At 73.0% G+C, this 13,072-nt stretch carries 11 protein-coding genes; 7 read left to right on the top strand and 4 right to left on the bottom strand.

Translation table 11 applies throughout. The features are described from left to right. Positions 1–208: 208 nt before the first annotated feature. The 3 genes from AB0917_RS12800 to AB0917_RS12790 all read left to right on the top strand — a co-directional run bounded on the left by AB0917_RS12800 (position 209) and on the right by AB0917_RS12790 (position 3,457). On the top strand, positions 209–895 hold the full coding sequence (locus tag AB0917_RS12800; protein ID WP_366819528.1) for a bifunctional DNA primase/polymerase: 687 nt from the start codon (positions 209–211) through the stop codon (positions 893–895). Between the two features lie 61 nt (positions 896–956). Then, on the top strand, positions 957–1,814 hold the full coding sequence (locus tag AB0917_RS12795) for an ABC transporter ATP-binding protein (RefSeq protein WP_366819527.1): 858 nt from the start codon (positions 957–959) through the stop codon (positions 1,812–1,814). Continuing rightward, on the top strand, positions 1,811–3,457 hold the full coding sequence (locus AB0917_RS12790; protein WP_366819526.1) for a transporter: 1,647 nt from the start codon (positions 1,811–1,813) through the stop codon (positions 3,455–3,457). The genes AB0917_RS12795 and AB0917_RS12790 overlap by 4 nt, the downstream gene beginning before the upstream one ends. A gap of 13 nt (positions 3,458–3,470) precedes the next feature. Here the strand turns inward: AB0917_RS12790 and AB0917_RS12785 are convergent, their stop codons facing one another. After that, entirely contained in the window at positions 3,471–4,379 is a 909-nt protein-coding gene (locus tag AB0917_RS12785) for an alpha/beta hydrolase (RefSeq protein ID WP_366819525.1), read from the bottom strand. A 1,090-nt stretch (positions 4,380–5,469) separates the two neighbouring features. Then, positions 5,470–6,162 (bottom strand): metal-dependent transcriptional regulator, encoded by a 693-nt coding sequence (locus AB0917_RS12780; protein ID WP_366819524.1) that lies wholly within the window; start codon positions 6,160–6,162, stop codon positions 5,470–5,472. 199 nt (positions 6,163–6,361) lie between these two features. Here AB0917_RS12780 and AB0917_RS12775 point away from each other — a divergent pair, with 199 nt between their 5' ends. After that, positions 6,362–7,117 (top strand): SIS domain-containing protein, encoded by a 756-nt coding sequence (locus AB0917_RS12775; RefSeq protein WP_366819523.1) that lies wholly within the window; start codon positions 6,362–6,364, stop codon positions 7,115–7,117. 274 nt (positions 7,118–7,391) lie between these two features. On the opposite strand, the gene AB0917_RS12770 is transcribed toward AB0917_RS12775, so the two are convergent. Continuing rightward, entirely contained in the window at positions 7,392–9,017 is a 1,626-nt protein-coding gene (locus AB0917_RS12770) for a PAS domain-containing protein (RefSeq protein WP_366819522.1), read from the bottom strand. Positions 9,018–9,470: 453 nt separating this feature from the next. Beyond that, complete coding sequence (pdxH, locus tag AB0917_RS12765; RefSeq protein ID WP_366819549.1) at positions 9,471–10,106, bottom strand: pyridoxamine 5'-phosphate oxidase; 636 nt, start codon at positions 10,104–10,106, stop codon at positions 9,471–9,473. Between the two features lie 306 nt (positions 10,107–10,412). On the opposite strand from pdxH, the gene AB0917_RS12760 reads away from it, so the two are divergent. From AB0917_RS12760 to AB0917_RS12750, 3 genes are all read left to right on the top strand, one after another. Continuing rightward, positions 10,413–11,513, top strand: coding sequence for a citrate synthase 2 (locus tag AB0917_RS12760; RefSeq protein ID WP_366819521.1), 1,101 nt, complete (start codon positions 10,413–10,415; stop codon positions 11,511–11,513). 83 nt (positions 11,514–11,596) lie between these two features. Further along, positions 11,597–12,139, top strand: a complete 543-nt coding sequence (locus tag AB0917_RS12755) for a VOC family protein (RefSeq protein WP_366819520.1) — start codon at positions 11,597–11,599, stop codon at positions 12,137–12,139. 183 nt (positions 12,140–12,322) lie between these two features. After that, positions 12,323–13,060: a uridine kinase gene (locus AB0917_RS12750; protein WP_366819519.1), complete on the top strand. Its 738-nt coding sequence runs from the start codon at positions 12,323–12,325 to the stop codon at positions 13,058–13,060. Positions 13,061–13,072: the final 12 nt, after the last annotated feature.

Raw genomic sequence — 13,072 nt, 5'->3', positions numbered from 1 at the left:
ACTGCCCGTCACATACACAAGAAATGCGCATATTCCATCGGCATTCGGTACGGGTACGGCGAGTTGCCCGGTCCCGCTGGGTGCTACCCGCCCATCGAGTCACCGCCTCATGCGCGCCCCCGCCCGTGCTCCGATGCGCCCCGCGTGCGGGGCCGATGCGCCGTGACCGGGTCCCGCGCGCCCGTAACCCCGGGTGGTACCGGGAGTTGTGCTGGGCGTGGAAGAGCCCATCGGAGTCACGGAAGCCGCACCGGTCCCCCAGCAGCGGGGCGAGCACCTGCTCGACGCCGCGGTGCGGTACGCGGAAGAGCGCCACTGGGACGTGTTCCCCGGCACCTGGCTGGAGGCGGTGAGCGGCAGGGAGCTCTGCTCCTGCGGGGAGGCGGCCTGCGCCCTGCCCGGGGCCCACGCGGACCGGCGCGACTGGGAGGGCCGGGCGACCGGCAGCGGGGCCGCCGCCCGGCGCATGTGGTCCCGGCAGCCGCGCGCCTCGGTGCTCCTGCCGACCGGCCGCGCCTTCGACGCGCTGGAGGTCCCGGAGTCCGCCGGCTTCCTCGCGCTGGCCCGGATGGAGCGGATGGACCTCACGCTCGGCCCGGTCACCCGCACCCCCGACCGCCGGATGCACTTCTTCGTGCTGCCGGGCGCGGCGGCCAAGGTCTCCGAGCTGGTGCGCGCGCTCGGCTGGAACGCCGAGGCGATCGACCTGACCGGCCTCGGCGAGGGCCGTTACGTGGCGGCCCCGCCCACCCGGGTCGGCGGCCGCGGAGCCGTGCAGTGGGCCCGCAGGCCCACCAACGTCAACCGCTGGCTGCCCGATGCGGCCGAGCTGATCAGCCCGCTGGCGTACGCCTGCGCCCGCGAGGCGGCGGACGCCCGCGCCCGCGTCTCGTAGCGCCGGGAAAGGCCTTTCGTAGGGTGGTCCCCATCTAGCGGGGATATCGAAAGGCTGTGCCATGCCGGACCAGGCAGATGCGCGTACGGAAGCTGCGCGTGCGGAAGACGCGCGTACGGAGACAGGCGCGACGGCGGGCGGTGCGCCGACCGGGCCGCCCGCTGTGCGCGTACAGGGGCTGTGGAAGCGGTTCGGTGAACAGGTCGCCGTCTCGGGGATCGATCTGGAGCTGCCCGCGGGCAAGTTCATCGGCCTGGTGGGGCCCAACGGGGCGGGCAAGACGACGACGCTCTCGATGGTCACCGGGCTGCTGAGGCCCGACATGGGGAAGATCGAGGTCGCGGGCCACGACGTGTGGACGGACCCGGTCGCGGTGAAGTCCCGGATCGGGGTGCTGCCCGAGGGGCTGCGGCTCTTCGAGCGGCTGTCGGGGCGCGAACTGCTCGCGTACAACGGGCGGTTGCGCGGGCTGCCGGGCGACGAGGTCGACAAGCGGGCCGCTCAGCTCCTGGACGTCCTGGACCTCGCGGGCTCGCAGCACAAGCTGGTGGTCGACTACTCGACCGGGATGCGGAAGAAGATCGGCCTCGCCGCCGCCCTCCTCCACAACCCCGAAGTGCTCTTCCTGGACGAGCCGTTCGAGGGCGTCGACCCGGTCTCGGCCCAGACCATCCGGGGCGTGCTGGAGCGCTACACCCGGTCCGGGGCGACCGTGGTCTTCTCCAGCCATGTGATGGAGCTCGTCGAGTCGCTCTGCGACTGGGTGGCCGTGATGGCCGCGGGCCGGATCAAGGCGCAGGGCACCCTGGCCGAGGTGCGCGGCGACGCCCCCTCGTTGCAGAACGCCTTCCTCGAACTGGTCGGCGCGGGCGCCCGGGACACCAGCGGCTCCCTCGACTGGCTGGGCGGCACCCGATGAGCGTGCTGGACGCCCCCGTCACCGCCGCCGCCCCGGCCGCGCCCACGGCGGGCCTGACCCCCGTCTTCGTACGGCTCAAGCTGACGCTCCTGCGCAACGGGCTGCGGCAGTCGTCCGGGCGCAAGGCCGCGTTCATCGTCTCCCTCGTCTTCACGCTGCTGCTCGCGGCCGGCCAGGTCCTCGGCCTGGTCCTGCTGCGCGGCAACACGCACGCGGGCACGGTCGTGGTGCTGCTGACGGCCGTCGTGGCGCTCGGCTGGGCGGTGCTGCCGCTCTTCTTCCCCAGCGGGGACGACACGCTCGACCCGACGCGGCTGGTGATGCTGCCGCTGCGGCCGCAGCCGCTGGTCCGGGCGCTGCTGGTCTCCTCGATGATCGGCATCGGGCCGCTGTTCACCCTCTGCCTGGTGCTCGGCTCGGTCCTCGCCCTGGCGCACGGGCCCGCGGGCATCGTGTTCGCGGTGCTCGCGCTCCCGCTGACGATGCTGCTCTGCGTGGCGCTGTCGCGGGCCGTCGCCACCGCCAACGTACGGCTGCTCAACTCCCGCAAGGGCCGCGACCTCGCGGTGCTCAGCGGGCTGGTGATCGCGGTGGGCATCCAGTTCGTCAACTTCGGCGCGCAGCGGCTCGGCCAGTCCGGCGGGCTCTCCGCGCTGGAGCCGGCCGGGAACGTGGCCCGCTGGCTGCCCGGCGCCTCCGCGATAGCGGCGGTGGACGCGGCGTCGGACGGTTCGTACGGGGTGGCGGTCGCGCAGCTGCTGGTCACGGCGGCGGCCCTGGTGGCGCTGGTGTGGATGTGGCAGCGGGGGCTGGTGAAGCTGATGACCGCCCCGGACGGCTCCACGCTGGCCGCGGCGGCGCCGACCCGCAAGGAATCGGACCGTGCGGGTCTGTCCGGGCTGCTGCCGGAGGGCCGTACGGCGACGGTCGTGCACCGCAGCCTGCTGTACATCGCTCGGGACCCGAAGACCAAGGCGGCCTGGGTGACGGCGCTGGCGATCGGCGCGATCGTCCCGCTGCTCAACGCGTTCCAGGGCACCGGCTCGGTCTACTTCACCTATTTCGCCTGCTTCGCCGCCGGGATGCTCGGCATGCAGATGTACAACCAGTTCGGCCAGGACACCTCCGCCTTCTGGATGGTGGCCCTGACGATCTCCTCGACCCGCGACGCCTACGTCGAACTGCGGGCGCGGGCGCTGGCCCTGCTGCTGATCACGCTCCCGTACACGGTGCTGGTCTGCGTGGCGACGGCGGCGGTACTGGGCCGGTGGCAGGCGCTGCCGGGGGCGCTCGGCATCTCCTTCGCGCTGCTGGGCGCGATGCTGGCGATCGGGGCGGTCGCCTCGGCACTGTTCCCGTACTCGATCCCGCAGGAGGGCGCGTTCAAGAACGTGGCGCCCGGACAGGGCGGGCTCGCGTGGATCTCCATCATGACCGGCATGCTGGCCGCGCCGGTACTGGCCGGACCGGTGATCGCGCTGACGATCTGGCTGCACGTCGCGGACCACGACGGCGCGCTGTGGCTCGTGATCCCGGCGGGGATCGTGTACGGGGCGTCCCTCGGGTGGGCCGGGCTGCGCATCGCGGCACCGCGCACGGCGAACCGGCTGCCGGAGATCCTCGCGGCGGTCAGCAAGGGGTGAGCCCCCGGAGGTGTCACGGGGCGACCGGCTCCCGGTCGCCCCGGGCATCCTCGGCGAGCTGCTCCAGGAACGGCTCCACCGCCGCCCGCCACCCCTCCGGCTGGTCGTAGTGGACGAGGTGCCCCGCGTCCGCCACCTCCGCGTACTGGCCGCGGGGCAGCACCCGGACCATCTCCTGCGCCTCGGCCCGCCCCAGCTCCCCGTCGAGCCCGCGCAGCACCAGGGTGGGGCAGCGCACCTGCGCCAGCTCCTCCCAGTGCGCGTCGAAGACCCAGGTGGCGCGGGAGAGGAGCATCTGGCGGCGGGAGAAGACCGGGCGCCAGCCGTCCTCCGTCTCCGTCATCACCTCGGCGTAGAACGCGCCGCGCGAGGGGTTCGGCCGCTCCACCCAGGGGTCGTCCTCGCCGAACCACTTCCGTACGTCGGCGAGGGTGGCGAAGGGCAGCGGCCAGGAGTCGAACCAGTCGCTCCACTCGCGCTGCGAGGCCGCCCCGAGGGCGGAGGCCCGCATGTCGCAGATGACGACGGCGCGGACCAGGTCGGGGCGCTTGGCGGCGAGCTGCCAGCCGGTGAGCGCGCCCATGGCGTGGCCGATGACGGTGACGGGGCCGAGCTCGAGCTGTTCGATCGCGGCCTCGGCGTCACTGACGTAGGCGTCGCGGGTGTACGGGCCTTCGGCCGGCTTGTCGCTGCGGCCGTGGCCCCGCTGGTCGAGGCCGACCGCCCGGTACCGCTCGGAGAGCCAGCGGGCGGTGGGGGCCCAGTGGGAGGCCCGGCCCATCAGCCCGTGCAGCAGTAAGACGCCGGGGGCCCGGTCCGCACCCGCACCGTCCGCACCCGCACGCTCCTTGGGCGGATCCGCGAACTCCCACGCCGCGAGGCGTACGCCGTCGGATCCGGTCACATCGATGCGCCGCACCATAGTCCTGGCACCCCCTTCTGGTCCTCGATCACCATGGGTCCTCGATCACCGCGTGGTTGGGTCCTCGATCACCGCGTGGTCGCGCGTCACCGCGCGGGCGCACACGCAGACTATCGAACTCTTATTCGAAAACAGGGATCCGTATGCGAAAACAGGGTTCTGCCGCTCAACACCCCACGTTCGAGTGACATGCGGCGAGGATTGCCGTCGGCCGGCCTGGGGAGATCTTCAACGGGAGGCGGACCACTCGGGGACAGGGGTCCGTGGGGAGTGACCTTGAGAGCTCGGGGCTCCAGGTCAGCACAGGGGAGGACAGACCCCGGCGCCTGCGGGCGCCGGGGTCGCCCCTTGTGCGCGACAACGATGGCGAAGGCCGGTGAGGCCGCCACCGGACCTTGCCGGACCGGGGGGTCCGAGGCGTCGGAGGGGTCCGAGGGGTCTGAGGGTGTGGTGGCTGGGGGCGTGGTGGCCGGGGGCCCGGTGTCCGGGGGCGTGGTGGCCGGGGGCCCGGTGTCCGGGGGCGTGGTGGCCGGGGCCAGGGGGGCCCGGAGCGGTGCGTCCGGGGCCGTGGCGGCCGGGGCCAGGCCGTCCCGGACCGCGACAGCCGGAACCGGGGCGTCCGGGATCGTGGCCGCCGCCGGTCGGCGGGCGTGCCGGTAAGACGGGCGCATTCCCTGCTCCCTCCCCGACCGTGCCGGCCGCTTCCGGTCCGGCACCCTCAGGTCATATGCCTGGCCTCAGCCTGGCACGCGATCCGCCCGGCCGCTGCGATACCGACGGGAAACCCGGAACCCGCCCCCCAGACCGTCCGGAACCCGCCCTGCCCCGTCCGGGACCCGCCCCGGCCTGTCCGGAACCCGCCCCCAGCCGGTCCGGTTCGTCCGAGATCCGCCCCGGCCCGTCCGGCGTCCGAGGACGGAACCTCGCCCGGGTGAGCGGCGCCCCGGACCTCTGCGTACGTCCCCGACCTCTCCGTACGCCCCGAATCTCGACGTACGAACCGGACCTCTCCGTACGCCCAGGACCTCGACGTACGAACCGGACCTCTGCCTACGCCCCCGGGACGCACGGGCCCCCGGCGGCGCCTACGTCAGGCCTTGGCGACGAAGACGTGCGAGGCGACCTCGGTGTCCAGCTCGGCCGCCTCCCCGCTGGAACCGACCAGCACACCGCCGGGCGACTCCGTCACGCTGACCACCGAACCGGGCTGGACCCCGGCCCGCCGCAGCGTGTACATCAGCTGGGCGTCCGTCTGGATCGGCTCCCCGATCCGCCGCACGATCACGGTCTTGCCCTCCGCCCCCGGGTCGAGCTCGGCCAGGCTCACCATGGAGTCGTCCAGGAACGGGGCGGCCTCGGACTTCTCGCCCAGCTCCTCCAGGCCCGGGATCGGGTTCCCGTACGGAGACTCCGTCGGGTGCCGCAGCAGCTCCAGCACCCGCCGCTCCACGGCCTCGCTCATCACGTGCTCCCAGCGACAGGCCTCGGCGTGGACCTGCTCCCACTCCAGGCCGATCACGTCGACCAGCAGGCACTCGGCGAGCCGGTGCTTGCGCATCACGCGCGTGGCGAGGCGGCGGCCCTCCTCGGTCAGCTCCAGGTGACGGTCCCCCGCCACCTGGACGAGCCCGTCGCGCTCCATGCGGGCCACCGTCTGGCTGACCGTCGGACCGCTCTGGTCCAGCCGTTCGGCGATCCGGGCGCGCATGGGGACCACGCCTTCCTCTTCGAGTTCGAGGATGGTTCGGAGATACATCTCCGTGGTGTCGATCAGTCCGGACATACGTGCCCCTCGATGCTGTGACAGAAATCGTCGTGCGATGGCCCTGCGCCCAATTCTGACGCATAGCTCCGACAACCGTGCCGCGTCTGCCGAAGACCGCGCGACCAAGGCCACCAGGCGCTATTGACAGGCCACTGGTCCAGACCGCAACGTGATCGGCGGCGCCGCCATTCCCACCCCGTCGAAAGGGCTCTCCCCGATGAGCGACAGCAAGCTGGCCGGTCAGTTCTTCGATGCGGCGATCGGCCTGCTTCAGCAGGTCCGGGACGAGGAGTCGGGCTCCATCGCCGCCGCCGGTGCGGCCATCGCCGACACGGTCGAGGCGGGCGGCCGGCTGTTCGCGTACGGCGCCGGGCACTCCTCCCTCCCCGCCCAGGACGTCGTCTACCGGGCGGGCGGGCTGGCCCTGATGAACCTGCTCTCGGTGCCCGGCACCGTCGGCGTGGACGTCATGCCCGCCACCCTCGGCTCCGCCCTGGAGCGGGTGGACGGCCTGGCCTCGGCGGTCCTGGACTCCAGCCCCGCCGCCGCCGGCGACGTGCTCGTCATCATCTCGCTCTCCGGCCGCAACGCGCTCCCGGTCGAGATGGCCCAGAACGCCCGCGCCCTCGGGCTGAAGGTCATCGGCGTCACCTCGGTCGCGTACGCGGAGAACACCCGCTCCCGGCACCCCTCGGGCGGCTTCCTGCGCGACCACTGCGACATCGTCCTGGACAGCAAGATCGCGATCGGGGACGCGGAGCTGACGGTCCCCGGCGTCGAGGCCCCCTTCGCCCCGGCCTCCACCGTGGTGACCAGCGCGATCATGCAGTCGATGATGGCGGCGGCGGCCGAACAGCTGGTGGCCCGCGGCGTCGAGCCGCCGCTCCTGCGCTCGGGGAACGTGGACGGCGGCCACGACTGGAACGGCCGGGTGATGACGGAGTACCGGGAGCGGATCTTCTACCGCCACTGACCCCCGCACGAACGCACGCCTTGCCCGACCCCTTACCGACAGGCATGGCCCCTGCGCGCCTCAGGGGTCGGTAGGGCGCGCGCCTCACCGGCCCCTGCTCGCCTTACCGGCCCCCGCGTGCCTCACCGGTCCCCCCTGCTCGCCTTACCGACCCCCGCGCGCCCTACCGGCCCCCCCTCCGCGCCTTACCGGCCCGGCCCCTGCTCGCCTCACCGATCCTCGTCGCCTTCCACTGCTCCCCGCACCGCACGGCCAGGGGCGCGTCGGCAGGGCCTCAGGGGGCCGGTCGCCCCACCACCCGCGCCAGGTCGACGGCGCCCGCGACCCGGGCCGCCACCGTCTCCGCGTACGCCGTGTCCGGGCGCTCGAAGGCGGTCCGGTTCGCCGCGCGCAGGAACGTCAGCACACCCACCGTCCGCCCCCGGCTCCGGAGCACCGTGCACAGGCCGTGGGCCGCGTCCTTGGGCCAGCGGCGCTCGGCCGCCCAGGCCGCCGCCACCGCGGCGTCCCCGGCGCCCGCGCTCGTACGGACCGAACCGGCGCGCTCGACGGCCTGGAGGGCCGGGTGCTGAGGGCCGTAACGGACCGGGATCGAGCCGCCCGCGACCAGCAGGCAGGGGCCGGGCGCGTCCGTGGGCGTGGCGGCGGTACGCACCAGGCGCTCGCCGCCCTCCACGGGCGTCCCCGCCGTCCGGTCGCTCGCCGTCTGGTCGCCTCCCGCCGTCCGGTCGCCCCCCGCCGGGCGGCCGGACGCCACCGGGCCGTCCCCCGTCAGGTCGCCCGCCGCCGGGCCGCCCCCCGTCAGATCGAGGAGTACGTGGTCGGCGAAGCCGGCCAGTGCGAAGTCGAGCAGGGACGTCACGGCCTCCATCGGGTCCTCGCACTCGGAGGCCGTACGCGCCGCCCGGTGCAGCTGGCTCGTCCGGAACCGCAGCCGGTCGGCCTCCTGCTGCGCCAGCTTCGCCGCCGTCACGTCCCGGAAGAGCCACCCCACCCCGAGCGGAACCGGCTCCTCCGTCAGCGGTGAGGCCAGCCGCGAGAACCCGCTGCGCCAGCATCGCCGCCGCTCGCCCTCCGCCGTACGCAACGTCACCCACAGCTCGGCCGGGGCTCCCGGGGCACCTCCGGCGAGCACATGTTGCAGGGCCGCCTCCAGCTCCTCGACGCCCTGGACCACCAGTTCTCCGAGCGGCCGGCCGAGGAGGGTGGTGCGGCCGCCGCCGAGCGCTCTGGAGGCGTACGCGTTGACCACGGTCGGGCGGAGGTCGACGTCGACGAGCACCACGCCCCAGGACGCGTCCTCCAGCAGCGCCTCGCTCAGCGCGATGGCCCGCTCCAGGTCGATCTGCGCGTGCACCTCGCTGAACGCGCAGTACACCCCGGCCGGGTTGCCGTCCGCGCCGAGGACGCGGGCGGACTGGGTCCGCACCAGCACCCGGCTGCCGTCCTTGCGCAGCAGCGCGAACTCGTGGACCTGACGCCCCGGCGTGTCCATGGCGGACATGAGCCGCCCCTGCACCTCGTGCGCGTCGGCCCGGCGGACCGCCCACCCGGCGAACCCCGTACGCCCCACGGCCTCCTGCGCGGACCAGCCGAGGATGCGCTCGGCCTCGCGGTTCCAGTGGGTGACGGTGCCGGCCGCGTCGAAGGCACAGAGCGCCGCGTCCATGCCGTCGAGGAGGGCGGCCAGCAGCTCGGCCCCGGAGTCGGCGACGGGACCCTCGTCACCGCCGCCCTCACCGCCCCCGGTGCCACCGGCGCCGTCGTCACCGCCTCCGGCACCGCCGCCGTCGCCCTCGCCGGAGGCGGGCGGTCCGGGGCACATGGGCCCGCCCGTACCGCCGGGACCGTCGTCCGGTCCGAGCTCGTCGGTGGTACCGCTGCTCCTGGAAGCACCCACTCCGTACCCCCCGCAGAACGTGTCGGCCGTTTCCCCGCGCGTCACCGCGCGTATTGCTGCACGTCAGACCATTCAACTCGAACGTGACCCAGTGCACATCCCACTTCGCCAAATAAATGGGTTGAGCGGCCGCCCGGCCCGCTCCTAGGCTGAAGCCACACAAGAAAGGAGGTGTTCCGGAAGTGATTTCTCTTCGGACTCGTGAGGTGGCTGCGGGCTGACGCCCGTTGTCACGCACTTTCGCAGTGCATGGCCGGACGCCGGCCAATCCCCAGCAGTCACCGACCCGCAGGCTCGCCGGTAAGTCCGGCCGGCTCCTCTGTGCACGGAGGAACCCGAGCCTGCGGGTTTCTGCGTTCACGGTTCCCGTGGGCGTCTGCCCGGCCGACGGACCTACGCGCTTACGGGCTGCGGGCTGCGGGGCCGAGCCCCCGGTCCCCCGGGCCTACCGGCCTACGGGCAGAGCCGCTCCACCCGCCACCCGGAGGCCGCCCCGTCCTCCCTCACGTACCGCAGCCGGTCGTGCAGCCGGTTCCCGTGCCCCTGCCAGAACTCGATGGTCTCCGGGACCACGCGGAAGCCGCCCCAGGCCGGCGGGGCGGGCACCTTCTCGCCCTCGGGGTAGCGCGTGGCCAGCTCCTCGTACCGCTTGACGAGCTCCTCGCGGGAGTCGATGACCGTGGACTGGTCACTGGCCCAGGCGCCGAGCTGGGAGCCGTGCGGACGGGTACGGAAGTAGCCGACGGTCTCCTCGCGGGAGACCCGGGAGGCGGTGCCGGTGACGATCACCTGGCGGGCCATCGGGTGCCAGGGGAAGAGCAGCGAGACGTACGGGTTGGCGGCCAGCTCGCGCCCCTTGCGGGAGCCGTAGTTCGTGAAGAAGACGAAGCCCCGGCCGTCGTACTGCTTCAGCAGGACCGTGCGCGCGGAGGGGCGGCCGTCCGGGGTGGCGGTGGAGACGATCATCGCGTTGGGCTCGTGGAGCACGCCGCCCACGGCGACCTGGCGGAACCAGCGGGCGAACTGGTCCATCGGGTCGGCGCTGAGATCGGACTCGGTGAAGTCCTCGGAACGGTAGTGCTCGCGCATGGCGGCGGGATCGGTGGTGGAATCGTCGGGGAGGGGTCCCGAAGAACCTTCTGGTGTGGGCACGGCCCCATCCTGCCGCAGCGGCGGAGTGTGCCCGGCGGGGAGGGCACGTAACCACGCACCGCCGAAATGGAGTCCTGTGCCGGATGTCACGCTTCCCCGCTCCGTGAGAACCCGCCAATATCTTGGGTCAGGCCTCATAGGTCTTGGGGCCTGGGGGCCTGGGGGCTTTGAGGCCTGGGGGCCTTGAGGCCTTGGGGTCGTAGGGCCGTCGCCCATCCGCCGCCGAACTGAGGGAGCCGCCTGATGTCCGACTTCGTACCCGGTCTTGAGGGAGTCGTCGCGTTCGAAACGGAGATCGCCGAACCGGACAAGGAAGGCGGTGCCCTCCGCTACCGAGGGGTCGACATCGAGGACCTGGTCGGCCACGTCTCCTTCGGCAATGTCTGGGGCCTGCTGGTGGACGGGGCGTTCAACCCCGGGCTGCCGCCGGCCGAGCCGTTCCCGATCCCCGTGCACTCGGGTGACATCCGGGTCGACGTGCAGTCCGCGCTCGCGATGCTGGCGCCGGTCTGGGGCCTGAAGCCGCTGCTGGACATCGACGAGGAGACCGCCCGGGACGACCTGGCGCGGGCCGCGGTGATGGCGCTGTCGTACGTCGCCCAGTCGGCACGCGGCCAGGGGCGGCCGATGGTGCCGCAGCGCGAGATCGACAAGGCACATTCCGTGGTGGAGCGGTTCATGATCCGCTGGCGCGGCGAGCCGGACCCCAAGCACGTCAAGGCGGTCGACGCGTACTGGACGTCGGCGGCCGAGCACGGCATGAACGCCTCCACGTTCACGGCCCGGGTCATCGCCTCCACGGGCGCCGATGTGGCGGCCTCGCTGTCCGGCGCCGTGGGCGCGATGTCGGGCCCGCTGCACGGCGGCGCCCCCTCGCGGGTCCTCGGCATGATCGAGGAGATCGAGCGTACGGGCGACGCGACGGCGTACGTGAAGCAGGCGCTGGACCGGGGCGAGCGCCTGATGGGCTTCGGCCACCGCGTCTACCGCGCCGAGGACCCGCGCGCCCGCGTCCTGCGCCGCACGGCCCGCGAGCTGGCGGCGCCGCGCTTCGAGGTGGCGGAGGCGCTGGAGAAGGCGGCCCTGGAGGAGCTGCACGCGCGGCGCCCGGACCGCGTCCTGGCGACGAACGTGGAGTTCTGGGCGGCGATCGTGCTGGACTTCGCGGAGGTCCCGGCGCACATGTTCACGTCGATGTTCACATGCGCCCGTACGGCGGGCTGGTCGGCGCACATCCTGGAGCAGAAGCGCACGGGCCGCCTGGTCCGCCCGTCGGCGACGTACGTGGGCCCGGGGACGCGGAACCCGCGCGAGATCGACGGGTACGCGGACATCGCGGGGTGAGCGCCTCGTAGGCGGCGGGGGATGTTGGATGTGCCGGCACGGGGTACGCGTACCGGCACATCTCCGACCCGAGGAGGCCCACCGTGACCACCCCACGACCGCCGCGACCGTCCCTGACCCTGTCCAGCACGGTGCTCGACGCCCCGGACGCGGCGGAGCTGGCGGACTTCTACCGCCGCCTGCTGGGATGGGAGCCGGTGCAGGAGGAGCCGGACTGGGTCAAGCTCCTCCCGCCCGGCGGCGGCTCCGGCCTGGGCTTCCAGACGGAGACGGCGTACGTGCCCCCGGTCTGGCCCGCCTCCCCCGGCGACCAGCTGATGATGCTGCACCTGGACTTCGAGGTGACGGACCTGGAGGCGGGCGTGGCCCACGCGGTCGCGGAGGGCGCGACACCGGCGGAGTTCCAGCCCCAGCACGACGTACGGGTCCTCTTCGACCCGGCGGGCCACCCGTTCTGCCTCTTCGTCGACGACCAGGTGCCGGGCGAGACTCCGGCGATCAGCCCCGAGTGGGTGGCGGAGCAGACCCGGGACATCAAGGGGCAGGACCAGGTGACGGCGGCGGACGCGGTGCGGCCGGACCGCCGGAAGGCGGCGGGCACGGCGGAGCCGGACGTGTCGCCGTAGGACGGCGGATCGGCTCATGAGCTCCTCGGCCCATCGGCTCCACGGCTCCACGGCTCCTCGGCTCCTCGGCTCCTCGGCTCCTCGGCTCCTCAACTCACCAACTCATCGACTCATCGACTCATCGACTCACCAACTCATCGGCCGGAGTGCACGGCTGACTGAAGCCCTGGCTAGATTCCACACATGGACGACATGGATACGCACGGGAGAGCAGAAGTCCACCGATCACCCTCATCCTGGCAACAGCCCTGCCCACCACCGGCATCGGCTGAGCGCACCGCCCTGGTGGAGGGACTGGCGAAACGCGTCCTGGCACTCGCCCCGGGCCGCCTGCTCGTCGGCATCGACGGCTTCACGGCAGCGGGGAAGACGAGCTTCGGCCACGAACTGGCCACGGAAATAGCCCGGTCGGGCCGCCCGGCGCTCCGAGCAACCCTCGACGACTTCAAGAACCCCTGGAAGGACCGCCACCTGTACGACCGGGAGTCCGGCGAGGGCTACTACCGCAACGCATACGACTACGACACGGCCAAGCGCCTCCTCCTGGACCCCGCCCGCTCCCCGCAGGCCACGTCCTGCGCCCTCTGCTCCATCGACCCGCTGACACAGGAGGACCACTCGACCCGGACGACGCCGCTCACCCCGGACTCGGTGCTGATCGTGGACGGCGTGTTCGCGTTCCGCCCGGAGATCGACGCGTACTGGAACTTCCGCATCTGGATGGACGTGGACGCCGAACTCTCCGTACGCCGGGGCGCGGAGCGCGACCAGAACTGGGCGGGCACGGACGCGGAGTCGATCCACCGCAACCGCTACTTGGTGGCGGAACGCCTGTACCTCGGGGAGGTGGACCCGCTGCCGAGGATGGACGCGATGGTGGACAACACGAACTTCGCACGACCACGCCTGCTCACCGGCTGACGGCGGGGCTGC

Source organism: Streptomyces sp. NPDC007346 (genome assembly GCF_040703535.1).
Lineage (GTDB): Bacteria > Actinomycetota > Actinomycetes > Streptomycetales > Streptomycetaceae > Streptomyces.
Note: the sequence above shows the minus strand (reverse complement) of the source record. Positions and strands in the feature narration are given on the sequence as shown.

Coding starts and splice junctions, on each gene's coding strand:
- AB0917_RS12750 (WP_366819519.1), top strand. CDS start 12,323: ATGGACGACATGGATACGCACGGGAGAGCAGAAGTCCACCGATCACCC.
- AB0917_RS12785 (WP_366819525.1), bottom strand. CDS start 4,379: ATGGTGCGGCGCATCGATGTGACCGGATCCGACGGCGTACGCCTCGCG.
- AB0917_RS12780 (WP_366819524.1), bottom strand. CDS start 6,162: ATGTCCGGACTGATCGACACCACGGAGATGTATCTCCGAACCATCCTC.
- AB0917_RS12760 (WP_366819521.1), top strand. CDS start 10,413: ATGTCCGACTTCGTACCCGGTCTTGAGGGAGTCGTCGCGTTCGAAACG.
- AB0917_RS12790 (WP_366819526.1), top strand. CDS start 1,811: ATGAGCGTGCTGGACGCCCCCGTCACCGCCGCCGCCCCGGCCGCGCCC.
- pdxH (WP_366819549.1), bottom strand. CDS start 10,106: ATGCGCGAGCACTACCGTTCCGAGGACTTCACCGAGTCCGATCTCAGC.
- AB0917_RS12795 (WP_366819527.1), top strand. CDS start 957: ATGCCGGACCAGGCAGATGCGCGTACGGAAGCTGCGCGTGCGGAAGAC.
- AB0917_RS12775 (WP_366819523.1), top strand. CDS start 6,362: ATGAGCGACAGCAAGCTGGCCGGTCAGTTCTTCGATGCGGCGATCGGC.